The organism is Staphylococcus saprophyticus subsp. saprophyticus ATCC 15305 = NCTC 7292 (assembly GCF_000010125.1).
Taxonomy (GTDB): domain Bacteria; phylum Bacillota; class Bacilli; order Staphylococcales; family Staphylococcaceae; genus Staphylococcus; species Staphylococcus saprophyticus.
Map to the genome: position 1 here is coordinate 2145294 of NC_007350.1, position 24995 is coordinate 2170288.

At 32.2% G+C, this 24995-nt stretch carries 26 protein-coding genes; 10 read left to right on the plus strand and 16 right to left on the minus strand.

The features are described 5' to 3' along the window. The first annotated feature begins 178 nt into the window (after positions 1-178). Positions 179-1474 (plus strand): penicillin-binding protein PBP4, encoded by a 1296-nt coding sequence (pbp4, locus tag SSP_RS10395; RefSeq protein ID WP_011303721.1) that lies wholly within the window; start codon positions 179-181, stop codon positions 1472-1474. A 164-nt stretch (positions 1475-1638) separates the two neighbouring features. Here the strand turns inward: pbp4 and tagD are convergent, their stop codons facing one another. The 4 genes from tagD to SSP_RS10415 all read right to left on the minus strand — a co-directional run bounded on the left by tagD (position 1639) and on the right by SSP_RS10415 (position 5467). Next, a complete protein-coding gene (tagD, locus tag SSP_RS10400; protein WP_002484019.1) occupies positions 1639-2037 on the minus strand; it encodes a glycerol-3-phosphate cytidylyltransferase in 399 nt (132 codons plus the stop codon). Positions 2038-2128: 91 nt separating this feature from the next. Continuing rightward, positions 2129-3187 carry a glycosyltransferase family 2 protein gene (locus SSP_RS10405; RefSeq protein ID WP_011303722.1) on the minus strand — a complete coding sequence of 353 codons (1059 nt, stop codon included), beginning with the start codon at positions 3185-3187 and terminating at the stop codon, positions 2129-2131. Next, a complete protein-coding gene (gene tarB, locus SSP_RS10410) occupies positions 3184-4275 on the minus strand; it encodes a teichoic acid glycerol-phosphate primase TarB (RefSeq protein WP_011303723.1) in 1092 nt (363 codons plus the stop codon). Before tarB ends, SSP_RS10405 begins: the two co-directional genes overlap by 4 nt. Positions 4276-4666: 391 nt before the next feature. Further along, the gene (locus tag SSP_RS10415) at positions 4667-5467 is read right to left on the minus strand and encodes an ABC transporter permease (RefSeq protein ID WP_011303724.1); all 801 of its coding nucleotides are present in this window, start codon (positions 5465-5467) and stop codon (positions 4667-4669) included. A gap of 400 nt (positions 5468-5867) precedes the next feature. On the opposite strand from SSP_RS10415, the gene tagH reads away from it, so the two are divergent. Then, positions 5868-6662, plus strand: a complete 795-nt coding sequence (tagH, locus tag SSP_RS10420) for a teichoic acids export ABC transporter ATP-binding subunit TagH (RefSeq protein ID WP_011303725.1) — start codon at positions 5868-5870, stop codon at positions 6660-6662. A gap of 173 nt (positions 6663-6835) precedes the next feature. Here the strand turns inward: tagH and tarA are convergent, their stop codons facing one another. Then, on the minus strand, positions 6836-7582 hold the full coding sequence (gene tarA / locus SSP_RS10425; RefSeq protein ID WP_011303726.1) for an N-acetylglucosaminyldiphosphoundecaprenol N-acetyl-beta-D-mannosaminyltransferase TarA: 747 nt from the start codon (positions 7580-7582) through the stop codon (positions 6836-6838). A 302-nt stretch (positions 7583-7884) separates the two neighbouring features. On the opposite strand from tarA, the gene SSP_RS10430 reads away from it, so the two are divergent. Further along, complete coding sequence (locus tag SSP_RS10430) at positions 7885-8634, plus strand: M50 family metallopeptidase (protein ID WP_011303727.1); 750 nt, start codon at positions 7885-7887, stop codon at positions 8632-8634. Positions 8635-8733: 99 nt separating this feature from the next. Here the strand turns inward: SSP_RS10430 and SSP_RS10435 are convergent, their stop codons facing one another. Beyond that, positions 8734-9378 carry a metal-dependent transcriptional regulator gene (locus SSP_RS10435; RefSeq protein ID WP_011303728.1) on the minus strand — a complete coding sequence of 215 codons (645 nt, stop codon included), beginning with the start codon at positions 9376-9378 and terminating at the stop codon, positions 8734-8736. A gap of 120 nt (positions 9379-9498) precedes the next feature. On the opposite strand from SSP_RS10435, the gene SSP_RS10440 reads away from it, so the two are divergent. Genes SSP_RS10440 through mntC form a run of 3 tightly spaced genes read left to right on the plus strand, consistent with a single transcriptional unit; the run spans position 9499 to position 12006 of the window. Further along, entirely contained in the window at positions 9499-10221 is a 723-nt protein-coding gene (locus tag SSP_RS10440) for a metal ABC transporter ATP-binding protein (protein ID WP_011303729.1), read from the plus strand. Between the two features lie 22 nt (positions 10222-10243). Further along, positions 10244-11080 carry a metal ABC transporter permease gene (locus SSP_RS10445; RefSeq protein WP_103314671.1) on the plus strand — a complete coding sequence of 279 codons (837 nt, stop codon included), beginning with the start codon at positions 10244-10246 and terminating at the stop codon, positions 11078-11080. Continuing rightward, on the plus strand, positions 11077-12006 hold the full coding sequence (gene mntC / locus SSP_RS10450; protein ID WP_011303731.1) for a manganese ABC transporter substrate-binding lipoprotein MntC: 930 nt from the start codon (positions 11077-11079) through the stop codon (positions 12004-12006). Before SSP_RS10445 ends, mntC begins: the two co-directional genes overlap by 4 nt. Before the next feature lie 496 nt (positions 12007-12502). On the opposite strand, the gene SSP_RS10455 is transcribed toward mntC, so the two are convergent. The 9 genes from SSP_RS10455 to SSP_RS10495 form a co-directional block, all read right to left on the minus strand. Continuing rightward, the gene (locus tag SSP_RS10455) at positions 12503-14554 is read right to left on the minus strand and encodes a cation:proton antiporter (RefSeq protein ID WP_011303732.1); all 2052 of its coding nucleotides are present in this window, start codon (positions 14552-14554) and stop codon (positions 12503-12505) included. A gap of 423 nt (positions 14555-14977) precedes the next feature. After that, a complete protein-coding gene (locus SSP_RS10460) occupies positions 14978-15424 on the minus strand; it encodes a Na+/H+ antiporter subunit G (RefSeq protein WP_011303733.1) in 447 nt (148 codons plus the stop codon). Further along, on the minus strand, positions 15399-15701 hold the full coding sequence (gene mnhF2 / locus SSP_RS10465; RefSeq protein WP_002484032.1) for a Na+/H+ antiporter Mnh2 subunit F: 303 nt from the start codon (positions 15699-15701) through the stop codon (positions 15399-15401). Before mnhF2 ends, SSP_RS10460 begins: the two co-directional genes overlap by 26 nt. Beyond that, the gene (gene mnhE2 / locus SSP_RS10470) at positions 15698-16180 is read right to left on the minus strand and encodes a Na+/H+ antiporter Mnh2 subunit E (RefSeq protein ID WP_011303734.1); all 483 of its coding nucleotides are present in this window, start codon (positions 16178-16180) and stop codon (positions 15698-15700) included. The genes mnhF2 and mnhE2 overlap by 4 nt, the downstream gene beginning before the upstream one ends. Continuing rightward, the gene (mnhD2, locus tag SSP_RS10475; RefSeq protein WP_077461053.1) at positions 16180-17679 is read right to left on the minus strand and encodes a Na+/H+ antiporter Mnh2 subunit D; all 1500 of its coding nucleotides are present in this window, start codon (positions 17677-17679) and stop codon (positions 16180-16182) included. Before mnhD2 ends, mnhE2 begins: the two co-directional genes overlap by 1 nt. Beyond that, positions 17672-18022: a Na+/H+ antiporter Mnh2 subunit C gene (mnhC2, locus tag SSP_RS10480; RefSeq protein WP_011303736.1), complete on the minus strand. Its 351-nt coding sequence runs from the start codon at positions 18020-18022 to the stop codon at positions 17672-17674. The genes mnhD2 and mnhC2 overlap by 8 nt, the downstream gene beginning before the upstream one ends. Next, positions 18019-18444 (minus strand): Na+/H+ antiporter Mnh2 subunit B, encoded by a 426-nt coding sequence (mnhB2, locus tag SSP_RS10485; RefSeq protein WP_011303737.1) that lies wholly within the window; start codon positions 18442-18444, stop codon positions 18019-18021. The genes mnhC2 and mnhB2 overlap by 4 nt, the downstream gene beginning before the upstream one ends. Then, positions 18431-20827, minus strand: a complete 2397-nt coding sequence (locus SSP_RS10490; RefSeq protein WP_011303738.1) for a DUF4040 family protein — start codon at positions 20825-20827, stop codon at positions 18431-18433. The genes mnhB2 and SSP_RS10490 overlap by 14 nt, the downstream gene beginning before the upstream one ends. Before the next feature lie 24 nt (positions 20828-20851). Next, entirely contained in the window at positions 20852-21403 is a 552-nt protein-coding gene (locus SSP_RS10495) for a tyrosine-type recombinase/integrase (RefSeq protein ID WP_002484038.1), read from the minus strand. Positions 21404-21550: 147 nt separating this feature from the next. Between SSP_RS10495 and SSP_RS10500 the strand changes: the two genes are divergently transcribed. Continuing rightward, entirely contained in the window at positions 21551-21757 is a 207-nt protein-coding gene (locus tag SSP_RS10500; RefSeq protein WP_002484039.1) for a sigS mRNA-stabilizing protein SroA, read from the plus strand. 18 nt (positions 21758-21775) lie between these two features. Continuing rightward, positions 21776-21994, plus strand: a complete 219-nt coding sequence (locus SSP_RS10505) for a DUF2922 domain-containing protein (protein WP_011303739.1) — start codon at positions 21776-21778, stop codon at positions 21992-21994. A gap of 497 nt (positions 21995-22491) precedes the next feature. Here SSP_RS10505 and SSP_RS10510 read toward each other — a convergent pair whose 3' ends face one another. Beyond that, on the minus strand, positions 22492-22725 hold the full coding sequence (locus SSP_RS10510; protein ID WP_011303740.1) for a hypothetical protein: 234 nt from the start codon (positions 22723-22725) through the stop codon (positions 22492-22494). A gap of 225 nt (positions 22726-22950) precedes the next feature. On the opposite strand from SSP_RS10510, the gene SSP_RS10515 reads away from it, so the two are divergent. After that, positions 22951-23880 carry a DMT family transporter gene (locus SSP_RS10515; RefSeq protein WP_011303741.1) on the plus strand — a complete coding sequence of 310 codons (930 nt, stop codon included), beginning with the start codon at positions 22951-22953 and terminating at the stop codon, positions 23878-23880. Between the two features lie 108 nt (positions 23881-23988). Next, positions 23989-24930, plus strand: coding sequence for an efflux RND transporter periplasmic adaptor subunit (locus tag SSP_RS10520; protein WP_225310447.1), 942 nt, complete (start codon positions 23989-23991; stop codon positions 24928-24930). Positions 24931-24995: the final 65 nt, after the last annotated feature.

The window sequence follows — 24995 nt, forward strand, 5'->3', positions numbered from 1 at the left end:
GAGCAGATATTTAAAAATTTCATTAAATGAATTACAATTCAACTGATTCTATTTTACACAACTCTTTTCCATTCCACAAATACCCTAAACTAATAGGGTTATATTTTATTATAAGTTTACAATATGCTAAAATATTTCTATTGCACCAAAACTGAATATATTAAGAGGGAATGTCATTATGAGAAAGTTTATACTAACTATTATAACTGTACTCTTCGTTGGTACAATTATAACACCTTTTGCACAAGCTGAAAGCATTACGCCAACTCAGGCTGCTAATCAATATGGCTATAATGTCACAGATTCATATCAACCAGAAGGCGCCATTAATGTTTCGCAAACAGGGCAACTATTATATCAATACAATATCAATAAAACATGGTATCCCGCTTCGATGACTAAATTAATGACCATGTATTTAACACTCGAAGCAGTAAATAAAGGTGATTTGTCTTTAAATGATAAGGTTAAAATCACAGATGAACACTATAGAATGTCTACACTTCCTGAACTAAGTAATACAAAACTTTATCCAGGTGAAACATATACGATCAAAGAGTTATTACAAATTACGGTGTCTAACTCTAGTAATGCTGCTGCGCTTATTTTAGCTAAAGAAGTTTCTGGGAATCTTTCAGACTTTACAGACAAGATGAATTCAAAAGCAAAATCATTAGGCATGAAAGATACGCATTTTGTAAACCCTACTGGTGCTGAAAATAAACAATTAAAAGATTTCGCACCTAAAAAATACAAAAACGAAGACAATAATACGTCAACTGCTAAAGACTTTGGCATTTTATCACAACATGCTGTACAAGATACACCAAAAATTTTAGATTTTACTAAACAACTTGCGCCAACCCAACACGGTGTAACTTATTATACATTTAACCATTCACTTGAAGGTGCCGATATGAGCCTAGAAGGTACTGACGGATTAAAAACAGGTTCAAGTGATATCGCCGATTACAACCATACCATTACAACCAAACGTGATGGTTTCCGAATTAATCAAGTTATCATGGGCGCCGGCGACTATAAAAACCTTGGCGGCGAAAAACAACGTAATATGATAGGTAATGGATTGATGAACATGTCCTTTGATCAATATAAATATACAAAAATATTATCAAAAGGCGAACAAAAAATTAACGGTAAAACGTATTTTGTTGAAAAAGATCTTTACGATGTATTACCAAAAGACTTCGATAAAAACGACTACAAAGTCGTTATTGAAGATGACAAAGCACATATCGACTATGACCGTGAATTTATTTCAGATAAATATGGTCCACCATCAGTTAATGTTAATAAACCACTTGTACATCAAGCAACAACAATTGTAAAATCATCTTGGGATGAACATCCAATCTTAACATTATTAGGTACCATTTTAATCATTGTAGCCATAGCCATTGTTATTTATCTTATTATCGACTTATTCAGAAAAAAATCACGTAATAAAAAATAATATTACCCGATGGGAGTGGGACTACGAAATCTCAATAAAAAATTTGATTTCTGTACCACTTCCATTTTTTACACATAAAAAGGTTGTTGAAGTCAGTTCACCTCAACAACCTTTTTATGTGTTATTTAATTTTTTCAAAACAAGTTCCATTTATATAGCACATTTTACTTTTCACTATCACCATATAATTCTTTTTTAATTTTAGTTGTAGATATACCCTCTGTACGATTAAGATATATCACTTCACATTTGTCTTTTAAGAAATCAAATTCGCCTTCCCAATCATGGCCCATTACAAAAGTATCCACTTCATAGCGATCAACGTCAATTTCTTTTTGGCCCCAACCACTTTCTGGGATAACAAGGTCAACATAACGTATGGATTCTAACATCATTTTACGTTGTTCAAAGTTATAATAAGATTTTTTATTTTTAATGCGATTAAACTCATCTGTTGATAAAGCAACTATTAAATAGTCACCCATTTCTCTTGCTCTTCTTAACAATTCAATATGACCATAATGTAATAAATCATATGTGCCATAGGTAATTACTCGTTTCATAAACTATACTCCTTAACAAAAAATTTACTTAAATTTTACATTTTAAAAAATTATAGCATATCCCATACAAGTTTACGAATATCGACTGTTTTTATCGGTTTAAAATTTGTTTCAATTTCATTCTTCCTCTGAATCGAGCGCGTTTGGGTAAAATTTCCGCTTTAAAGCGATAATAATTCGGTCTACCAATACCAACCTTTAACAATGTATCTCTCCATTGTTGATACAGCGTTTTATTCCACTTTTTACTGCCTTGCTCAATCACTTTTACAATTCTAAACATCGCTGCACCATCGTAATCTGTTTTCTGCATTTCCATCATGTATGCAATAACTAAATCTAATAATTGTTGTGTTATTATGTCATGCTTTTCAATATATGATTGCAATAAATAACTGACAATCAACTCATCCATGCGGTAGCTATAATAAATTCTTGATTCTCTAAGTAATAACGTATCCATAACACGCGCTCTTACTTTAACTGCATCTTGCATATACGAAGCAAATTGATCTGCACGTTGATCTGTTACGGACCCTTCTTGCTCGTTATAACCATACACAATATCAGGTAATAGTTGAATATCATGTGCTTTTATATATGCATTAACAATAAACGTATGTTCTTCACAGAACACCACATCTTCATCGAAGCGTAAGTCTGCAAATTTGGCGTTAAACATTTTAGCGCCCGGACCGATAGATTGCATCATATCTGGACATTGTGCGAGATTGACTTTATCAAGTTTTTGAATAGCTTGATGCGAATAAATCGTTTGCCAATCGCCATCTTTTTCACGACCAATTTGACCAATTACAATATCCACATTGTCATCTTGCTGATAATAATCTGCCATAAAATCAATTCTGCTTGGCAAAAATTCATCATCTGCATCTAAAAACATAAATACATCACCTGTCATATTAGCAAGCCCAACATTTCTACTAGCTGCCGCACCTTGATTCTCTTGATTAATAATAATGACATGCTTGTATTCATTTTGAAGTTTTTCGAGTTCTATTTTACTATCGTCTGTTGAGCCATCATTGATACATATAATTTCATAATTTTGTTTCGTATCAACGGATGCAATTGCTCTACGAATTGTATTCACTGCATTAAATACAGGAATGATAATTGAAATTTTCATATTTTCACCATTTTCTCTATCTCATTAATAACTTTAGTCAAACTGTCTTTGGCATTATACTCGTGCCAATCATTAAATAAAGGGGTTAATTGTACATCATGATCTTTTAGCTTTTCTATTAATTCTGTTTCTGTATAGGCTTTATATGCTTCAGGAATAGCTTTATAAAATATATTTAATCCTCGCTCTTCCTCATACTGTGCTTCATCATAGACATAAAATAATGAAGGCTTATCTAAAATACTAGCTTCAATCGCTAATGAGCTATAATCACTTATGATCACATCCGCTAAAATCATCATTGATTGTAAATTAATCGCTGTTTGGTCTTCTGTTGCGATAGAAGGATGTAACTTGCTAAGTAGCGTATACTCTGGTAATGCTGCTTCAAATTGGCTTTTATCAATTTGACGATTGGCTTGCTTATGTTCACGATAAGTGGGGACGTATATTGCTACCTTTCCCTCTATACCATATTGTTTTTTCAATTCATTCTGCCTTTTTACTACATCGAGTCTTGTATAAGGAACCAACCTTGGTAGTCCAGTTCTTAAAAATTGGTCGTCTGTCGCTTCAAAAGATGCTTTGAAACACTCAACCATTGGCTCACCGCCTACCAAATACTTATCTGTCGCATTATAGACTTTTCTATACTGACTCACCATTTTAGCATTGGATAAATCCACTTGATGATCCGTTAATCCAAATTGTTTCAATGCACCTGCTGCATGCCATGTTTGAATAATGGTTTGGTTCGGTTTTTTCTTTAATCCTCCAAGCATTAAATAATACGTATCAATAACGATGACTTTTGCAGAACTAAGTGCTTTGATATGTTTAAATACACGCTTATTACCCGCTGGTAAAAAGTTTATTGTTTCAAATTGTTGTAAATATTTACGATTTGCTTCATTTCCAATCACAGTGATTGCGTACCCTTTTCGGTATAATGCTTCAACGATTGGACACACGTCTTCAGCAAATGTCATCATGATAACAATATGCTTACTTTGTACTTTCTTCTTTTTATATATTAAATTCAAAAAGCGAATTATACCCATATATAATTTTTTAATAAGTTGTCTCACTACGTTCACCGCCAATTATTTTTTCAATGCGCTTGTTTATATTATATCTATCATAAATAGAAAATTATAGAAAAATCCTATTTATCCATTTGAAATACTCAATTTTATTGAACCAATGCAAATCCGTAGATCCCTCGCATTTCATACTTAATACAAATGTTGAAACGCCTTTATAATAACCGCCAACATTTTAATAGGATTACATGCACTTATATTCGTGCATTTATACGGCTCATTTCACGCAAATCACAGTAGTTTTAAAGCGTAGTAAGCAATTATGTTGAGTGTAAAAAAGTCTGAGACATATCATTATGTCTCAGACTTTGATTTCAATATATTACGCGCTAAATTCATTGATTCAGCATTCTCTATACTTTAAATATCTACTTATTTACATGAAATCTGCAAAATGATCTCGATAACGCATATGAAGTATTGAACCGAGTATAAACAGAAGTATAATAATAAACATGTTATACAACGTTAATTCCCAATGTGTAATAAAGTACCACTCTTTGTGTAACACAGCAGAACGATATGCCTCTACTAAATAATAAATCGGATTTAATTTCATTACATCTTTTACAATACCTTCTGGCGGTACAATTAAAATAGATGAAGCAAAGAATACCATTCTCATTAAAGCTTGAATTGCCTGTTGCGTATCTTTAACGAGTACACCTAATGTAGAGGTGAACAAAGCAATCGCTGTTGTAAGGATTAGTGCAAATGGTACGTATAAAAACAGTTGTAATGTATAAATTGTTGGATAATAGCCAGCTAACATACATATGAATATAACAACAACGAGTAATGCTAGATGACCGTAGAATCTACTCATTACAATATAGGAAGGGATGATGGATAACGGAAAATTCATTTTCGCTACATGATTATACTTCGTTGCTATTGACTTTGTTCCTTCTAAAATACCTTGGTTAACAAAGAACCACATACTTATACCTACGAGTAACCAATAAATAAATGGCACGCCGTCTATAGGATTATTACTTCTAATCCCCAGACCAAAGACAAACCAATAAACCATAATTTGCATCGCTGGATTAATTAATTCCCAAGCCATACCTAAATAATTATTCGTATTCGTAATTTTCACTTGGAACTGCGCAAGCCTTTGTATAAGATAGAAATTTTTAAAATGCTCTCTAAATACTATCCACACTGCATTCATTTAAATAAACCACACTTTCAATCGATTTGCTTATCATCATTTATTCATGACGCTATTTATTGTATTCAATTCCAATATACGCTTTATGTCGTTACATAACAACTTTCATTCTATTCGCATATGACTCATTTTGAAAAGTGTTATTAAGTTAGCATGTTATATATTAAAATAATGAAAAATAGTTATTATAAATTCAGATAAAAGCGTTTCGTATCTATATTATTTTTTAACTTTATCATTAATAGTTGATTTTATAATGTATATTCAGTAAAATTTAACAACTGTATAAGTAATAATTATGTTAAATTGTACTCACTTACTTTACAATAGGTTAATAAATTTAACAACTAATATAATGTATAATATAATGGTATTAACTGTAAACAAGGAAGGTAAAAATATGAACGTATCGGTTAACATTGAACATGTAACTAAAGAATATCGTATTTATCGTAATAATAAAGAACGTTTAAAGGATGTCATTGTTCCTTTTCATAAAAATAAAACGTTCTATGCATTAAATGATTTGTCATTAACGGCTTATGAAGGTGATGTCATCGGTTTAGTAGGTATAAATGGCTCGGGTAAATCTACTTTGAGTAATATGATTGGTGGCTCTCTGTCTCCTACTGAAGGCGATATCAAACGTGATGGTGATGTAAGTGTCATTGCGATTAATGCAGGATTAAATGGTCAATTAACAGGTATCGAAAACATTGAATTCAAAATGCTTTGTATGGGCTTTACGCGTAAGCAAATTAAAAAGCTCACACCTGAAATCATTGAATTTAGTGAACTAGGAGAATTTATATATCAACCTGTAAAAAAATATTCAAGTGGTATGCGTGCTAAGCTTGGTTTCTCTATCAACATCACAACTAACCCTGACATTCTCGTCATCGACGAAGCATTATCTGTAGGTGACCAAACCTTTGCGCAAAAATGTTTAGATAAGATATTTGAATATAAAGAACAAGGTAAAACGATATTCTTTGTTAGTCATAATATGAAACAAGTACGTGAATTCTGTACTAAAATTGCTTGGATTGAAGCAGGCAAACTTAAACAATTCGGTGAATTAGATGACGTTCTCCCTGAATATGAAAAATTCTTAAACGACTTTAAAAAGCGTTCTAAAGGAGAACAAAAGAAATTCAGAAATGACTTAGATAGTTCAAGATTTGTTGTAAAATAAATGACTTAAATTTAAATAGGAGTCCGAGACATCAATAAACCTATGTCTCGGACTCCTAATTTATATGTACTTAAGTAAAATTCAGCTCAAGTAACACTTTTTGCTTATGACACTAACTTAAAACTACAACCTGTTTTATGAATAACAGATTACAATCACTGTGCTTTCTAATGTTATTTCTTTAATCTCAATTTAAATACTTTATACAAAAATTTGGGAATTGCTTTGATTCTACCGATACGTTTCCAATCAATAAGTAAGCGATATACCCATTCTAAATTCATTTTTCTAAATAATACAGGCGCTCTTTTTTTCGTTCCACTAAACACTTCAATTGAGCCACCTACACCCATGAGTACCGTTTTATTAAAACGGTGTGCATGTCGCTCTATCCATTGCTCTTGTCTCGGATAACCCATACCAACAAAGATATAATCCGGATTAAATGATGTGACTTGTTTTAACACCATTTCATCTGTTAAATCAAAGAAACCATGATGAAAATCAAAGTTTATATCAGGATATTTCTCAGTAAGTTTCTGTTCTGCCTTCATCACAACATCATTTTTAGCACCTAATAAAAAAACTTTTTGGTTATTAGCATTTGCAATTTTTAAACATTCTTCCATTAATTCAATTCCAGGTACTCGCGTCTTCAATGGTGTCTTCAGTATACTTGCCGCTTTGACTATACCAGTTCCATCTGGAATAACATAATCTGCACTATTAATTAATTTACGATATGCTTCGTTTTCTGTAGCATAGTCCACAATTTCAGGATTTGCAGTAACGATAAATAAATTTTCCCCTTCATCTGCCAGAAAAAATCGCTTAATATTGTTGCGCATTTCCAATAATGTCACATTATCAAAATAGACAGATAACACATCTATTTTATCTATATGGTTGTTTTCCATCATGATTTAGAATCTCCTCACTCAAATACATCTTATCAATTTATTATTGTTATAGTAACATATTCAATAAGTACACGTGACTATAAATTAAACGATTTTGTAACCTATACTGATCTAAATTTATTATCATAAGCATAAATTCAACTCTAAACGTTATATGCGCATGCTTTTAATATTCAACTTTAACCACAATCTACGTCAAAAGTCCAAATGCTTTCTATATTAAATTACTTTATAATTAAGTTTATGCTATAACAATCTCAATTATAAAAGAGATTGTAGGAATTCTAAACCGAGGTTACATTATGACAAAAATACAAGCATTTTTTAGTTCTACAATACAACTCAACTTAATTTGGGTTCTGATTATCGCATTAATTTATATCATCATTCATACTTACAGATATAAATCTGTAAATCAGATACTCGATATTTATTTAAATTATATCCCAGTACTAACGCATGAATTTGGCCATATCTTATTCAATAAAATAAGTGGTGGTAAAGCAAAAGATTTAGTTATTGTTGCTAAACCTTCAGAACGTATAGAAACTTCTCAACAAGGATTTGCGATTACTCAATCTAAATCATCGTTAGGTCAAGCTATCACAACATTTGGCGGTTACATCATGCCACCATTAATGTTGCTTTTAGGTTTTTTAGCGCTAGAAAATCAATACCCTAGTTTATTTATTACTGCTTACTTAATCATTTTCATTTATTTTCTAGCATTAACATCAAGAAAATTAGTCCCTATTTTAATTGTCTTATTACTCATCGCTTTATTATATTTTTTATTCCAAAGTGATAATCAACAAATGATGCTTTATATCGTCTCTATTAGCTATCATTTTATTTTAGGTGTGCTACTTGGCGAAGTACTCCAATCATCTTGGACGATTTTTAAGCTAACATTTTCACTTCAAAATGTCTCATGGGATGGCACGACACTCAAAGAACTCACGCATTTGCCAACGGCCTTATTTAGTTTAATATGGATTGCCATTAATCTATTTACAATTTATCATCTACTACAATCCTATTTTTCATTCTGACAGTAAAATGGTTTCTATCATGCAAAAAGCAACCGCTCAATTTTTAGGCGGTTGCTTTTTTATGTTTTTCAACTATGTTATACACGGCTATTAGTAAATTTAAATTTCAGCGTATATATGCGCGGCATTGTCATAACTTAATACTGTAATTTGCTCATCTTTCTTTACAATAATAACTTTATTTGTATCATCTTTACTCAAGATTTCAATACGTTCATCAATCAATATATCTTTACTTGATAAGTAGATTAATAAGTCCGTTCTATCACGTACACGTTTGATTGTCACTGTATCACCAGTATCAAAAGCTAATAAATTGGTTGTATATAATTCTTTATATTGATTATCTCTCGGGATAATACCGCCATGTGGACATGTGATTGGATAATCTAATAACTTATCTAAACGCTCCACAAATAAGTGAGATACTTTGTGTTCCAGTACTTCTGCTTCTTGATGTACCTCTTCCCAATTATATTGCAAAATTTTTATTAAAAATAATTCTAATAATCTATGACGTTTAATGATATCTAATGTATATGTTAAACCTTCCTTTGAAAGCTTTACACCTTTATATGGTTTTGTTTCAACATACCCTGACTTCTCCAAACGATTAACCATCTCACTTACAGATGGTGGCTTAATAGTTAAATATTGGGATAGCGTCTTATTCGAAACAAAAGAATGGTCACCATCATGCGTTAAAATTGCTTTTAAATAGTCTTCTTTTTCTTCAGTTAGCATTATCTCACCTCTCAAATCATTCACCTTATTGTATCACGAATCAACTTGACACGCTAAAAGTTCATGGTATATTATAAATTAAATTAGGTTAGCCTAAAAATATTATTAAGGAGGTTTAAAATGTTAAAGGTAGAAAACTTAAATCTTACACTTGGGAATAAACATGTACTTCAAGATATTAATTTATCCATACCTATTCAGGGCGAAATCATAGGTATTATGGGGCCTAATGGTGCCGGAAAATCCTCATTTATTAAATCACTGATTGGTGAATTCAAACCAACAGGTTCTGCTCAGTTAAATGATGATTCCATACAAAATAATTTGAAGCATGTCACTTATATCCCTCAAAAAGCGCACATAGATTTAGATTTTCCTATAAATGTGGAGCATGTAGTCTTATCAGGAGCTTACAAAGATATCGGTTGGTTTAGGTGGGTGACGCCAACTACGAAACAGCGCTTAAATCAATTAATGCAAACTTTGGAATTAGAAGACTTGCGTCACCGTCAAATTTCAGAATTAAGTGGCGGTCAATTACAACGTGTACTTGTAGCACGTGCTTTAATGTCTGAAAGTACCTTGTACTTATTAGATGAACCTTTTGTAGGGATTGATTTCCATAGTGAACAAATCATTATGCATCAATTACGCAAGTTAAAAGAGGAAGGCAAATTATTACTCATTGTCCATCATGATCTATCTAAAACCGAAGAATACTTTGATCGTGTCATTCTATTAAATAGAAATATTCGCTATTTTGGGGATAGCATTACCGCTATGCAACCAGAAAATCTAAACAAAACGTTTTTAAATGCCACAGTACAAAGCGGAACGACTTAATTTTTTAGAAAGGACTTAACTTATTATGGAATTTTTACAGCATTTGCTAGACTATAAATTTTTGAGCAACGCCCTAATCATTTCAATTGTTGTTGGGATTGTATGTGGTACTGTTGGCTGTCTTATTGTTTTAAGGGGACTTTCACTTATGGGTGATGCAATGAGTCATGCCGTATTACCTGGTGTTGCATTATCATTTTTATTTGGCATACCAATGTTTATTGGTGCATTAATTACAGGTATGATTGCAAGTATTTTCATTGGCTTCATTACTAAAAATAGTAAAACCAAACCAGATGCTGCCATTGGGATTAGTTTTACAGCATTTTTAGCCACAGGTGTTATTTTAATCAGTTTGATTAACAGTACCACTGATTTATATCATATATTATTCGGTAATTTACTTGCTGTTACACAATCTACATTTTGGTCAACTATTATTGTAGGTATCATTGTAATGGTGTTAATCATCATTTTTTATAGACCATTAATGGTATCTACATTTGATCCAGTTTTCAGTAGAATGAGCGGATTAAATACAACTGTATTTCATTATTTTGTAATGTTGTTATTATCTCTCGTAACTGTCGCAAGTATTCAAACCGTTGGCATTATCTTAGTAGTAGCACTATTGATTACACCTGCTTCTGCAGCATTTTTAATCGCCAAAAAATTACATACTATGATGATTATTTCAAGTATTATAAGTACGATTAGTGCAATTGTTGGTTTGTATATTAGTTATGTTTATAACATTCCAAGTGGTGCCACAATTGTATTCTGTGCATTTATAATTTATGTTGCGATATTCATTTTAAACAAATTCAATATTTTCAATAAGAAAGGACAACAAATATGAAAAAGTTAATATCGATTGCACTTATCCTACTATTATTTTTAGCAGCATGTAGTAATGGAAAAAGTGATTCAAACTCAAATTCAAATGAAAAACTAAAAGTCGTTACGACTAACTCTATTTTATACGATATGGTGAAAAATGCCGGTGGTGATAATGTCGAAATTCACAGTATTGTCCCTGTTGGTCAAGATCCTCATGAATATGAAGTAAAACCAAAAGACATCAAAGCATTAACAGATGCAGATATTGTTTTCTATAATGGCTTAAATTTAGAAACTGGTAATGGTTGGTTCGACAAAGCGTTATCTCAAGCTAATAAATCAACTAAAGATGACAGTGTGGTTAAAGTATCTGAAAAAGTAAAACCTTTTTATTTAAATGGTGCTGAAGGCGATGAATCTAAACAAGATCCTCATGCATGGCTAAGTTTAGAAAATGGGATTAAATATGTTGAAACGATACGTGATACCTTATTAAAACATGATGAAAAACACAAAGAAGATATCGAATCTCATAGTAAAGACTATATTGCTAAATTAGAATCATTAAATAAAGAGAGTCACGAAAAATTCAATGATATTCCAAAAGATCGCAGAGCAATGATTACAAGTGAAGGTGCTTTTAAATATTTCTCTAAACAATATGACATTAAGCCAGGTTATATTTGGGAAATTAATACTGAAAAACAAGGTACTCCTGAACAAATGAAACAAGCAATTGAATTCGTGAAAGATAATCAACTTAAACACTTACTTGTCGAGACAAGTGTCGATAAGAAGAGTATGCAAAGTTTAAGTGAAGAAACGAAGAAAGATATATACGGTGAAGTATTTACCGATTCAATCGGACAAGAAGGTTCTAAAGGTGATTCATATTACAATATGATGAAATCGAATATAGAAACTATACACGGCAGCATGGAATAGATGGTGCGGGCTATTAACCTAGTCATAGGTGAATAGTCCCATGTCGTACGACTTCCCTCCTAATTAAACGTACGGCATGGTGGTATTCAAGCCTTAAATCATCTCCCTTACACTCCATCAATGGTGGCTCCTCCCCCCATTGATGGAGTTTTTTTAGTGCCACTTAGTCATTGACTTAGTAGCACTTATGCATGCGCTTTAGCTCAAGTATTCCTCCACTTTGAAAAAAATTAGTTTCGCTTATGCATGAGCTTTAGCTCAATTATTCCTTCTCATTACATGACTTAGTGGCACTTATGCATGCGCTTTAGCTCAAGTATTCCTCTTTTACATATCATATTCGACTGACTCTTACGGGAAAATACTAGCCAAAAACTACAGGTTAAGACAGTACCTGCTAAAAGTGTTCAAAAAAAAACTGCCAACAAAGTTGGATACTTTGTTGGCAGTTTATAACTATCTTCCAAAATGGAATCTAGTGTTATTTATTACCTTATCAATCCGTTGAACTATCTACAATAATCATCTCATCATAATTAATTGCTTCACGAATTTTTAAAGCTGTTACTTCACTTACTTCTTCATCTTCTACAAGTTGATTTAAAATACGACGTTGCTCTTTTAATGCGCTTAATTTAATTTTCGTGATAGAGTTCTCATTTTTAGGATTAAAGAAATTGGAAGGTGTTAAATTATCGATACGAATAAGATAACTATCACAAATCATACCAACTTCTAATTTATTGTTTTCCGTTGTTTCTTTGCCTAATCGACTCACTACACGATAATGTACTGTACGCATAATGTTGGAAATCTCACGTAAGTTATCTACAACAGATAATGGAGAGGCCGCATTCGTTTTCACTTTCGTACGTATTCTTCTCTTTAAAATCATTGCTCTTACTTCAACTTTGATACGTTGTAATAACGAAGCTTGTTTATATACTTGTGTTCGTTCTGTATAACGCATGTAGTTATCCAACACGTTTGTAGTAATATCGCCATTTTCAACAAGACCATTTAATGTTTGATTTTCTACATCAAATGCTAATTTTTGAAGTCTCTGAAGCTCTTTAGTATTTTCATCTTCATTTTCAACCGTTCTTAAAAATGCTAGCTTATCATGATAATCTTTTATAACATTACCATATTGGAAACTAGACGTAACTGACGATTGCTGATTTAATGAATCGATAACTTTTTCTAAAATATAAACACGTGCCTGCTTAAAGTTCATACCAACGATTTTAGGTTTTTTAGCATTCGGTGTAACGACTGGTAAAATCATCTGTGCCACAATTAAACTGATAATAACCATACCTGAGGCAATAAATAATAGGTCATCTCTAAAAATAAATGAATGATGATCTGCTAACATATATGGCAATGTCAGTGCGATTGCTAAGGAAATCGTACCATGCACCCCACACAACGTCATTATAAACGCATACATGCCTCTTTTTGGCGGGGTTTCTGCAGTTTTCTGATCATCCTCATTATGTGAAATCATTTTTTGGAACGGGCTCACCGGTAAATAAAAATAAGGATATAAAACAAAAACCCATAAAAATCTGAACAGATAAATAGCTAATGCAATAAGACATGTCACAGTAATTAAGAATATTAAGTTATGCGGTTCGTTCTCAATAATTCTCCCTACAACTTCAGGAATTAAAAATCCTAAGATAGAAAACACAAATCCATTTAATGCATATCCTAATATATTCCATGTGTGATTATAGCTCATCTGCAACCTAGTACGTGCTTGAGCAATTCGATCACGTTCAAAACCATGTACTAAACCTGCAACAACTGCTGCAATAATACCAGAAGCATGGAACATTTCGGCAACGATATATGTGATAAATGGTGTTACAAGTTGGATAAATGTAAACATATTAATATTTTCAATGCCACGTCTTGATAACGTCACACGGAAACGAACAAGTGCGACACCAATTAATAACCCAACAATAAATCCACCAATTGAAGAAATTAAAAATTGTTCAACTGCATTCACCATTGAAAATCCACCTGTAATCAATGCTGCTACGGCAATTTTAAAAGATATGATACCTGCTGCATCATTTAATAAAGACTCACCCTCTAAAATTGTCATAGAACCTTTAGGAAGTACTTTGCCATTCGTGATTGCTTGGACTGCAACGGCATCCGTTGGACACAATATTGCAGCGAGTGCGAAAGCAGCTGCCATAGGTAACTCAGGCCAAATCCAATGCACAAATAAACCTACTACAATCACAGTTGTCACTACCAACCCTAATGCCATCATTAGCACAGGTTTAATATATCGCCTTAAATGAACACGAGAGACTTTAACACCCTCTACGAAAAGTAACGGAGCAATTAAAGCCACCATAAATAATTCTGAATCAAAATTAAATTGTACTGGAATAGGTGTGACATACAATAGCATACCTAATATAATTTGAATGAAAGCTAAAGGTATTTTTGGAAGAAAAGTGTGTAAGAATGAACTTAATATGACTAGTGCTAAAAATATAAGTATAGTTTCAAATATTTGCAAGGTTTCACCTCTTTTAAACGTCATTATTCTTTCATAATTGTTGAGGTTGAAACAAAAAATAACATCGTCTTTACATGAATATATTGCGTCCCAAACTCTTAATCACAAATTATCAAATTAATTTCATTCCCCAATTTGATAATGAACTTAAAAATAAACACAATTACAAATATATTTTATTTTATCATTTTATGCCCCATCACTTAAACGTATTGCACTTGAAAATAAAATATTTCATACATATTTTTTATTTATTCACTCTTATATCATTCTATTGCTACAAAACTTTTTATTTAAGCAATTAAATTCATTGTGCAGCAATCATATTTTATCATCATGTACTTAACAACAAAAAAAGAAGTAGCATGGAAACCCAGCCGAAACGGGTCTCATCATCCTACTTCCTGCGATTATATTCGTTCATTAATAATCATGCTCTTTTTCATAAGTTTTACGTCTTCGTTCTTCACGTTCATGCGCACGTTGTTTCAGTTGCTCAAACGTATTGTTTTCAGAGGAACTCAGTAAAATATTCGTTTGTCTTGGTGCATCACTTTTTCTATACATATAAGCGCCAGTTCGATAAGCGGCACGTGAAATCAAATGTCCACCAACTGGAGATGTTAAATTAATAAACACCAGTGCTAATATTAGTCTTACACTTAAATAGCCTTGTGAAGAAATAAAGAATATGATAACACCCACTAACGTTAATAATACAGATAGCGTAGAACTTTTAGTCGCTGCATGACTTCGTAAAAAAACATCCTGGAATTTGATTAATCCAATAGAACTTATTAAAGCAATGATACTTCCTAAGAAAATCATAATTGCTGCGATTAGATTAACGATTTCGCTTGTTATTTGCATTGAAGACGTGTCCCCCTTCTATAAATCTAGAAATTGACACCGTACTTACGAATGAAATGATAGCGATAAGTAAGATTGAATCCAAGAACGAAAAAGTTCCAAATACAATACTTAACAAACCAACCATAGACATCAATATAGCACTAGCAGCATCGAATGTGACAACTCTATCCGCAGTGGTCGGTCCTTTAATTAATCTAAATAAAGTTAATAATAAAGCAATACCAAATAAAATCAGTGCGCTTGTTATGAAAAAATCTGTTAGTGTGCCGATCATTCTGCCACCTCCAATATGAGTCCTTCATATTGTCTAATACTTTTCAACAATTTTTGCTTCTCTTTGTCGGAAACGTCAATTGCATGTATAAAGAACTTTTTCTTTTCTTTAGATATTCTAATTACGGTTGATCCTGGCGTGATGATGATCAATATAGTTAAGAATGTGACTTCCCAATCATTATCTAATGTTGTTTCATAAGTCACTAATCCTGGATTTAAATCTTTGGTCTTAAATAAAATATAATTGATTATTGTCATACTTGATGTTATTAATTGGTAAAGATACACGGCTAAAAATTTAATACCAACCCAAACTTTTTTTAAATAAAATTGTTGGCCGAAAAAGCGGTGTAAAATATAGATAACTAATATACCAATGAGATAACCTGCAAAGAAGGTGGATAATTTAAAAGAGTCTTCATCTTGAAATAATACCCATAAAAATGCGATGACAATATTAAGTAAGACTTGTCTCATTATTTATCCCCCTTTATTAAATGAGGATTTACCATTTTTTCATATAATCCATCATCCATATTTAAATGTGTCGCATTATCTGTCACTTTAAATAGTAATGGTGCGGCTAAGCCCATTACGATGATCATAGCAACCAGTACGCCGATTAAATTTTTACGATAAGTAGGTATTTTATTAAATACAATTGCCTCTCCTTTGTTTTCATTACCAAGGTACATCACAAAGAAAATTCTAAATAAACTAAACATAGCAATTAAACTCGTTATAATCATTAATGCTAAACCAATGTAATTTCCATTTTCAATCGCACCTTTAAAAATAAATACTTTACCTGGAAAACCACTAAATGGTGGCACGCCGCCGATTGCTAATATCATGACTACAAAAGCTACACCAAAGAAGGGTTCTTGTTTGGCAAGCCCATATAAACTTTTATATTGTCTAAGACCAGTAATGTATACCAAACTACCAATAATAAAGAAAAGCAATGTTTTCACTACAATATCATTTGCTAAATAAAAGATCGCGCCGTTTACGCCAGCGATTGTATTCGTACCTAATCCTAAAATTATGAAACCAATCGATAGAATAACTTGATAGGCAGCAATTTTCTTAATATCCCTATAAGCAAGTACACCAAATGCACCAATCAACATCGTAATACAAGATAAAAAGACTAATAATGGATGTGTAATACCACTATGTTCATCAAATATTAATGTGAAGAAACGAATTAATGCATATGCACCGACTTTAGTCATTAAAGCAGCAAACAATGCAGCCAGTTCAGTATTTAATACGGCATATGCCTTAGGTAACCACATAAATAGCACAAGTGCTGCTTTGGCACTGAATGCAATCAAGAAGACCATAGAGACAATGACAATTGAACTCTTATCATCCATTTCATTTAATCTTTGTGCAACAAGCGTAAAGTTTAGTGTACCAGTCAGTTTGTATAACAAACCAACACCGAGCAAGAGTAACCATGAACCTAATATATTCAATACTACATAGATAATGGCTGCACGTAACTGCTCAACTGATTGTCCCAAAGTGATAAGTACAAATGACGCTAGTAACATCACTTCGAACATAACATAGATGTTAAATAAATCTGCCGTTAAGAACGAACCGATGACACCCACTGTTAAAAACAAAATAAAACTTGGTAGATAATAACGAATGGCACGTTTTTCAGTTCTACCAAATCCATATGCCATAATCAGTGTGACAACAAAACTTGATGTTGTAACCAATAAGAGACTTAGTGAGTCACCGACAAACTGTATACCAAAAGGTGCTTGCCAACCACCAAAATCTAAAGCAATCGGCTTATGGTACATAACATAAATTAGTAGAAGCAATGAAACAACTGTCGTTACTGCCATTGTACCGATAGAAAATATTCTAGATAATCTACTGTGTGTACGTATAAACACAAGGCCTAAAGCACATACAGCTGGCAGAAGTAATGGTAAAATCAATAAATTACTCATTAGCATCGTCGTCATCACCTCTCAATACATCAATTTCATCTTCTTTTGTCACACGATAGGTTCTGTAAACTAATACAAGAAGGAAAGCCGTCATAGCAAAACCAATAACAATCGCCGTTAAAACAATGGCTTGTAATAAAGGATCGACAAAATTTTGACTTCCTTCACCTATTAAAGGTTCCACTTTATTTTTACTATAATTACCCATACTCATAATAATTAAATTACCTGCGTGTGTATAAATCGAAATGCCTATAACAATACGGATTAAATTGACTGATAATATCATATACGTCCCTATAAATATTAAGAAGCCAATGACCATTAATAATATCAGATTCATGAACGACCACCACTGATAGACAACATAACGGTCACAACAACACCCACAACGGCTAATACGATTCCCGCTTCAAATACGGTAACTGTCGTTAAGTGCACTTCCCCTAATAACGGTAATTGTACATAAGCATCTGTTTGGTAAAGGAACGGTTTACCAAAGAACATAGGTACAACAGCAGTGAGAAATGATAGTAATGAACCACAAATCATTAGAATTCTAAAATCAAGCGGTAACGCTACTAATACTTGTTTAACATCAAAAGCCAAGAACATTAGTAAAAACGCTGAACTAAACACGAGACCGCCGATAAATCCGCCACCTGGATTATTATGACCTGCCAAAAACAAGTAGAATCCAAATGTTAACAAAATAAACACAACGATCTTCGTTACGGTTTTTAATACAACATCATTCTCTTTCATCTTGACCCCTCCGTTCTTTAAAGTTAAGTAGCGTATAAATACCTAATCCGGCAATAATGAGTACCATACCTTCAAACAATGTATCTATGGCACGAAAATCCCCAAGAATTGCATTCACGATATTTTTACCACCTGTTAATTTATATGCATCATGATAGAATGTTGAAATTGTTGGCATCGAATCACCTTGTTGTGCAATAAATACAAGTGTAACAACAATGACTGCCATTAATAATGAAACGATAATTTTGACTGCTTCACGTTTTTTATTAACTTTCGCACGTGGTACGTTAGGCAGTCTAGAGAAACTAACAATAAATAGAATTGTTGTTATTGTTTCTACTACTAATTGCGTTAACGCTAAATCTGGTGCTTTCATTAAGATAAAGAATATCGTTACACAATAACCAATAATCCCATTAAGGACAACCATAGTTAAACGTTGTCTAATAAAGGTGAGTGCAATACCCAGGACGAATACAACAATTAACGTAATGACCTCTATCGGACCGAAATCACTTACATGAATTTGATGTACTTCTGGGAAACCAGCTTGAATCATACCGTAGATGACAACCATACTAAAAATGAGCAAGGTAATCGTAATATAATGATTCAAACGGTTATTCATTAATGAGCGAATACCATAACCAGAATAATGTTCAAATTGTTTATATGAACCTAAATATAAATCAGTAATCGTTTTTACTTTCACTTGATTTGCATACTTTTTCCAATTAATTCTAAGTGCCATGATAAATCCGACTACTATCACAATTAAGCTTAAGATTAACGGTAAGTTAAAGCCATGCCATTGTGATACATGCGGTGCAACTTGATCTACTTTTTCTCCAATTGTGATACTTCGTAATGCCGGTAAAATGATATTATGTCCAAATAGATTAGGAATAAAGAATATGACCGGTAACAAAATCATCATAATTGCAGAAGGTAGCGTGAATAAAAATGGTTCATGCGGTGATTTTTTTGGTAAGTCTGCTTGTTGATAGTCTCCCCAGAATACTTCTTTGATCATATAAACACCATAAACCAATGTGAATATACTTGCGATCACACCGATTACAGTAATGATAACTGTAAGCGTGAGATTAAATTGAGGTAATTCAACTGTACTTACTAATCCATCAAAGAACATCTCTTTACTTAAAAAGCCATTTAAAAACGGTATACCTGCCATAGATAAAGCAGATAGTAACATCACAATGTGTGTGATTGGAAATACTTTTTTCAAACCAGATAAACGGCGAATATCCCTTGTACCCGTTTCATGGTCGATAATACCTACGCCCATAAATAAGGCACCTTTATATAATGCGTGATTCATCAGATGGAATAGTGCTGCAAATAAAATCATGCCATAAATTTTTGACAACTCACCTGTTGGATGTTGTGCAAAGCCACCTCCAAGGCCTACCATAGAAACAATCATTCCTAATTGACTAATGGTTGAGTAAGCTAATATTGCTTTCATATCAAATTGTCTTGTGGCATTCACTGCACCAAAAATCATCGTAATTAAACCAACAAATGTGACACTATAAATGTAAAAATCACTTAATCCTAATACAGATGTAAATCTAAATAGTAAAAAGATACCTGCTTTTACCATAGTAGCTGAATGTAGATACGCACTCACAGGTGTCGGTGCTGCCATGGCTTTTGGTAACCATATATGGAAAGGAAATTGGGCAGATTTAGTAAATGCGCCAAGTAGTAGCAGGATGATAATTGGTATAAATAAATGACTTTGTGCAATTTTATCACTCTGTTCAATAATAGAAGTGATTGAATTCGTACCAGTTACAATGTAGATCATGATGAAACCTGCCAATAATGCCAGTCCACCAAATACTGTAATCATAAACGATTGAATTGCACCGAACTGACTATCACCCTTACTGTACCAATAAACAATAAGTAAAAATGAGGAAACACTTGTTAATTCCCAGAATACATACATTAAAATTGTATTGTTAGCTGTTACAATGCCTAACATACTGAACATAAATAATAATAAATACACATAAAAACGTGGTAAATTATCATGTTCTTTAGATAAGTATTGTGTTGCATAATAAACAACGGCTAATCCAATAAGAGAAATTAATAAACTAAAAAATAAACTTAAACCATCAAGTCGAAAGTCTATATTGATATCTAATAATGTGAGCCAAGGTATTTTAACTGATACAAAGTTTCCTTGCATCACAGATGGTAGCTGATACAAAAAGTAAACCGAAGCAACTATGGGTGCTAAAAGTGCTATATGTCCAGCATATTTCTGGAATTTTATATTTGTCAGTGTAAATAATAGAATGACCATTATTAATATTAAAGTGCTTAGTAGATATACTAAACTCATCGTATCCCCCCTTTAGTTATTATTTTATAAATTTAAAGCTATTGTTGTTTTACTTGCTTTAGTTGAAATACCAATAAATTTCATCGTTTCATACGTGGTTTGATGACCTAGATACTTTTGAATAATAGAAATTGAAATACCTGATTGATACGCATGATACGCAAATGTTTTCCTAAGCGTAGTTAAACCTATATGTAACATGCCTAGTTCTACTGCTGCAGCATGTATAATTCTATACGCCTGCTGACGTGACAAACCTTTCAATGTTCTATTGGATTGAAATAATAATTGGCTATCCTCTAAATGCTCTTCTTCTATATATTGTGCCAATTCATTTCTTAATTTATCTGGCAATCTAATATGAATATTCGATGCATGTTCTTCAAGCCAATAATATTTAATTTTATTTTCTTCACCTTTTACATCACTCACACAAAGGTTTAATAATTCGGACAGTTTCACACCTGTATGTATCGCAAATTTAAAAAATAAATAATCACGTTTTGATTTACAACTAAGTACTTTATACATTGCCTTTATCTCATTAATATCCCTAATTGGATCTACTTGGTTCATATATTCACCTCTCAACCATAAATGTTTCTTATTTAATGATATATGATATTTATGTCACATGAAAGGGATTAACTTAAATTTCTCAAATTATTTTTGGCCAATTCACTATTTAATTTCGATATATATAGTGAAAGGAGGTTGAAACAGATGAGTACAATTAGTCAACTTGCAGTAACAATGTCACGCACACTGTACGATAAAGATGGAAAAGCCAGTCAGGTCAAACGTCACTTTACTAATTTAAATACTGAAGCGACACCAGAACAACTCAAAAGCTTTAAATCAATTATCGAACAAATCACTGGAGAACGTTTTGACAAGCTAGAAGTCATTAAGACCGAAGCTATTAACTAAATGAGGAGGCACTAAACAATGTCACAAACCCTAGAGCTTATATTCAATGATGCAGTAAATAAAGCAATCAAATTACCATTACCCAAAATTGAACACTTCGTAAACGAATCAGCAGTTAAAGAAGGTATGACTAAAATCATAGATTTAGATATTTTACGACCTAAATCTGGTATTCCAACGTCTATTCATTCAGCACAGATTATAGACAAATCTACTAAACTCATATTTGAAAACTAAACTATTTAACTTAATGGTAGAAACTTTTATAACGGACTTCCTAGTCACACTATTAAATCAAAATATAGAAGATTTAAAAAGTTAGCTAAAGTAGATACCTATGCCCTACAATCAGACTATGTCATTTACTTGAACGAAAGTAAGTTATAAATCTAATTACGTTGGTCGCCTACAATTGCTATAAAGTAACTGGTGCATAGGTCATAAACATCTTAGATTAATAAAACAACGGTAATTTCTATTTAATTCAAATAGAAATTGCCGTTTTCTTCATTATTATGAAAATTGATAATTCACTAAACTATTATTGTTAATTGACCAATGAACCTTGTATTTGAATATACTTATACATAATGTAATGAGTTGGTTACGTTATGCTACGCTTAGAACAGTATTCATAAGCACCTACAGAATTGTCGATATCTAATAATTGATTTTAAATATAAAGGAGAACTGATCCATGAACGGACTAGTTCTCCTTTATTTTTGAAGGTGGCTTAATCTCTATGTGGTCGTAATCTAACAGTATCGCCAAAAAATATCTTTTTCTTACCTAATTTTTTACATATCGCATACTGATCATATACTTCGACGACTTGGGCTAAATTTTTATAAGAATGCCTTGAATTCAACACTTCTAAAAATTGATGTTTTTTTATATTATCATTTCTACCTACACCCAAGAAAAAAGTTTCTTGATCTAAAAGTCGAATTATGGAAAGCCGTTTCACTATCTATAGTCACTCACTTCTTGTATTACTTCTGTTATTTAAAATTGATTAATTTTGCTAATTTTTAAAATTCTAAATTTATCAACATACATATTTTATTACATTTTGTGTATTGTGTACATTATTTTCTGTAATATACAAATATTTCTTGATTGAATTTAAATGTATGCATATTTTTCTCTTTCCTATATAATGTATATATATCTTGAAAGAAAGCGTGATTTAATGATCCTCTTATATATAATCGGGATTGTCGCAGGTATGGTGGTTCCTTTTCAAACTTCAATCAACTCTAGATTAAGTCTTTATACGAAATCTTCATTCTATGCGTCTACAATCTCATTTGCAACCGGAACTATTTTTTTAATTTTAATTAATCTTATTACCAATCCTCATGTATTTACAGCACAGTTTTACAATAATCAATCTTTCAGTTACATATGGTTTGTCGGTGGTATGCTTGGTGTTATTTTCCTTACTGGTAATCTATTGCTATTACCTCGTTTAGGCGCGTCATTAACCGTTGTTATGACTGTATCTGGTCAAATTATTATGGGCGTCATGATTGATACCTTTGGCTGGTTTGGTGCAAATCAAGAACCTTTTACTATCTTTAAAGTACTAGGTATCATTGTTTTAATTTTCGGCATCATACTTATGAACTATGTAAAAAGAACACCCATTGAAACAAATAAGTCATCACCCGTTTATATCTGGTTAGTGATTGGATTTATCTTTGGTTTTTGTCCTCCAATCCAAACAGCTATCAATAGTGCTTTAGGTCAACAAATACACTCATCTGTTATGGCCTCATTGATTTCATTCGCGGTTGGTACCATTGTCCTATTCATACTTACATTGATATTTAATAGAAGTCTTAAACTCAAGACAGTCGATGCAAAACAAGGTAAACTCAAACCAATCTATTTTATCGGTGGTATACTGGGGGTTGTATTCGTAACTACAAATATCATATTAATGCCACATCTTGGTGCTGCACTAACGACGATTATCGTTATGTTAGGTCAAATGCTAATGGGTGTAATCATTGATCATTTTGGTTTATTAGGTACGCGCATTAATAAAATCACTACGCGAAAAATCATTGGCATCATTGCGATAATGATTGGTATTATTTTATTGAGATTATTCTAAAAATGTATCGTAGCGTTATTTACTTTAAACTTTTGGTAAATGACGCTATTTTTTTATAGAAAAGCAATGCTACACCGCAGTATAATAGGGTTATCAAAACATCAAGAGGTGACTTCTTTGCGGAAATTTTTAATTTTTATCACACTACTCGCTTTATTTTGTAGTATCACCCTACTAAGCTGGCTCTATTTAACAAAGTCTCATACTGAGCATCCCCATACAGTGGAAACACTCAAAATTCAATATAAAGAACCACAACACTTCACAGGTATACAATCGCCTTCTCAACTAACAAATATTTTTTTCGATTCAAATAAAGGCATCATCCACAATTGGTTTGTTAAGAATGAAGAACACGTCAAGAAGAACCAGCCCCTATTTGAATATTACAATGTTGACATCGAGCACCAAATCACTTCTAAACAAAAATACTTAGCCCACTTGAATAACATTGACCCACTTAAGTATCCTACAATCTCAATTGAAAGAAATCGTACACAACATGAAATTGAAACCCTGCAAACACAACTACGCACAACGATTTACGCATCGATGGATGGTCAAATTGCCATTAATCAACGTGTGCCTTCTCAAAATAATGGTCTTATTCTGCAAATTTTTAATCCCAGTGCTATAATCAAAGCTAAAGTTCCAGAATCAATAGTAAATACATTGGAATTAAAGGATAAAGTACACATATGCATTGATCCAGGTCATAGTTTCACAGGTACTGTAAATTTCATTAGTAAATTACCTTTAAATACTGAAGCTAATACAAAATCATCTCAGTATCATGTTGAAATCAGTTCAACACCGGATGTTAAATTCGGTCGTCATTTACGCGTAGAAAAACCTAATTACACTATTGAAATTCCAAAAACTGCAATATATAAAAAGCAATTCGTTTTTTTACAAAGAAATAAAAAATTTATTAAACGGGTTATTAAAACAGAAAAATTGGGTAATAACAAAGATATGAAAGTTATAGAAGGTTTAAATATAGGCGATACAATTGCTAAAAATGCAAATCATGTTCTGTCGAAAAATTAAACGTACACGGTATAAATAGTAAACACCTTTAATTAGAAATTAGTTTTTTAGTAATTTTATCAAAT

What these genes read in the sequence shown, in the direction of transcription:
- pbp4 (WP_011303721.1), top strand. Translation starts at nt 179, where the DNA reads ATGAGAAAGTTTATACTAACTATTATAACTGTACTCTTCGTTGGTACA.
- tagD (WP_002484019.1), bottom strand. Translation starts at nt 2,037, where the DNA reads ATGAAACGAGTAATTACCTATGGCACATATGATTTATTACATTATGGT.
- SSP_RS10405 (WP_011303722.1), bottom strand. Translation starts at nt 3,187, where the DNA reads ATGAAAATTTCAATTATCATTCCTGTATTTAATGCAGTGAATACAATT.
- SSP_RS10415 (WP_011303724.1), bottom strand. Translation starts at nt 5,467, where the DNA reads ATGAATGCAGTGTGGATAGTATTTAGAGAGCATTTTAAAAATTTCTAT.
- tagH (WP_011303725.1), top strand. Translation starts at nt 5,868, where the DNA reads ATGAACGTATCGGTTAACATTGAACATGTAACTAAAGAATATCGTATT.
- tarA (WP_011303726.1), bottom strand. Translation starts at nt 7,582, where the DNA reads ATGATGGAAAACAACCATATAGATAAAATAGATGTGTTATCTGTCTAT.
- SSP_RS10430 (WP_011303727.1), top strand. Translation starts at nt 7,885, where the DNA reads ATGACAAAAATACAAGCATTTTTTAGTTCTACAATACAACTCAACTTA.
- SSP_RS10435 (WP_011303728.1), bottom strand. Translation starts at nt 9,378, where the DNA reads ATGCTAACTGAAGAAAAAGAAGACTATTTAAAAGCAATTTTAACGCAT.
- SSP_RS10440 (WP_011303729.1), top strand. Translation starts at nt 9,499, where the DNA reads ATGTTAAAGGTAGAAAACTTAAATCTTACACTTGGGAATAAACATGTA.
- mntC (WP_011303731.1), top strand. Translation starts at nt 11,077, where the DNA reads ATGAAAAAGTTAATATCGATTGCACTTATCCTACTATTATTTTTAGCA.
- SSP_RS10460 (WP_011303733.1), bottom strand. Translation starts at nt 15,424, where the DNA reads ATGCAAATAACAAGCGAAATCGTTAATCTAATCGCAGCAATTATGATT.
- mnhF2 (WP_002484032.1), bottom strand. Translation starts at nt 15,701, where the DNA reads ATGATCGGCACACTAACAGATTTTTTCATAACAAGCGCACTGATTTTA.
- mnhE2 (WP_011303734.1), bottom strand. Translation starts at nt 16,180, where the DNA reads ATGAGACAAGTCTTACTTAATATTGTCATCGCATTTTTATGGGTATTA.
- mnhD2 (WP_077461053.1), bottom strand. Translation starts at nt 17,679, where the DNA reads ATGAGTAATTTATTGATTTTACCATTACTTCTGCCAGCTGTATGTGCT.
- mnhC2 (WP_011303736.1), bottom strand. Translation starts at nt 18,022, where the DNA reads ATGAATCTGATATTATTAATGGTCATTGGCTTCTTAATATTTATAGGG.
- mnhB2 (WP_011303737.1), bottom strand. Translation starts at nt 18,444, where the DNA reads ATGAAAGAGAATGATGTTGTATTAAAAACCGTAACGAAGATCGTTGTG.
- SSP_RS10490 (WP_011303738.1), bottom strand. Translation starts at nt 20,827, where the DNA reads ATGAGTTTAGTATATCTACTAAGCACTTTAATATTAATAATGGTCATT.
- SSP_RS10495 (WP_002484038.1), bottom strand. Translation starts at nt 21,403, where the DNA reads ATGAACCAAGTAGATCCAATTAGGGATATTAATGAGATAAAGGCAATG.
- SSP_RS10500 (WP_002484039.1), top strand. Translation starts at nt 21,551, where the DNA reads ATGAGTACAATTAGTCAACTTGCAGTAACAATGTCACGCACACTGTAC.
- SSP_RS10505 (WP_011303739.1), top strand. Translation starts at nt 21,776, where the DNA reads ATGTCACAAACCCTAGAGCTTATATTCAATGATGCAGTAAATAAAGCA.
- SSP_RS10515 (WP_011303741.1), top strand. Translation starts at nt 22,951, where the DNA reads ATGATCCTCTTATATATAATCGGGATTGTCGCAGGTATGGTGGTTCCT.